The following is an 898-nucleotide window of genomic DNA, read 5'->3' as shown; positions in this document are numbered from 1 at the left end:
GACTCTTCCCCGCCATTGGGGCGGATGACCTGCCTGGGGATTTTCGGACCGTTTGATATCTGAGAGAATGGCTTTCTGGAAGGAGGAAGCCATGAGGAAGAGTCGATTTAGCGAAGAACAGATGGTCAAGATCCTGCGCGAAGCGGACAAGAGCCCGATCGCAAAGGTGGCGAAGAAGCACGGCATCAGTGAGCAGACGATCTACGCCTGGCGCAAGCGTTTCGGGGCGCTCGAAGCCGTTGACGTGAAGCGATTGCGGCAACTTGAGCAAGAGAACGGGAAGCTCAAGAAGTTGCTGGCAGAGCGCGACCTCGAGATCGACGTGATGAAAGAGGTCTCACGAAAAAAATGGTAAGCGCGGGTGTTCGTCGCAAGCAGATCGCCTACGTGCGTCAGCGCGGGATCTCGCTTCGCAGAGCGTGCGCGCTACTTCAGGTTGCCAGGTCAACGATCGGCTACAAGTCGCGACTGGTGAAGCGTGACGCTCCCGTGATCGCAGCGATGCGCGAGCTGGCAGCTCAGTATCCGAGGTTCGGCTATCGCCGCATCCAGGTGTTCTTGGAGCGACGTGGCTTCGTGATGAGCGCGGATCGGGCGTACCGGCTCTGGAAGCAAGCCGAACTCCAAGTGCCCCGTCGCAGGCCGCGAAGGCGCGTTGCAACGGGAAGACCTCGACCGCTTCCCGCGACCGATGCGAACCACGTCTGGGCCTACGACTTTGTGTTCGACGCATGTGCCAACGGGCAAAAGGTCAAGTGCCTCACCGTGATCGACGAGTTCACCCGTGAGTGCCTCGCGATCGACGTTGCTGGAAGCATCCGTTCGCCCAGGGTGATCGAAGTGATGTCGAAGTTGATCAGCGTGCGTGGAGCCCCCGCGTATCTTCGTTCGGACAACG

Annotated in this window: 1 pseudogene; it reads left to right on the top strand. The window is 59.6% G+C overall.

Going from position 1 to position 898, the window contains the following annotated elements:
• Positions 1–91 precede the first annotated feature (91 nt).
• Positions 92–898 (top strand): annotated as a pseudogene (locus GY725_24110) (IS3 family transposase).

This window comes from bacterium (assembly GCA_024226335.1).
GTDB lineage: Bacteria > Myxococcota_A > UBA9160 > SZUA-336 > SZUA-336 > JAAELY01.
This window is presented reverse-complemented; position numbering and strand designations above follow the sequence as displayed.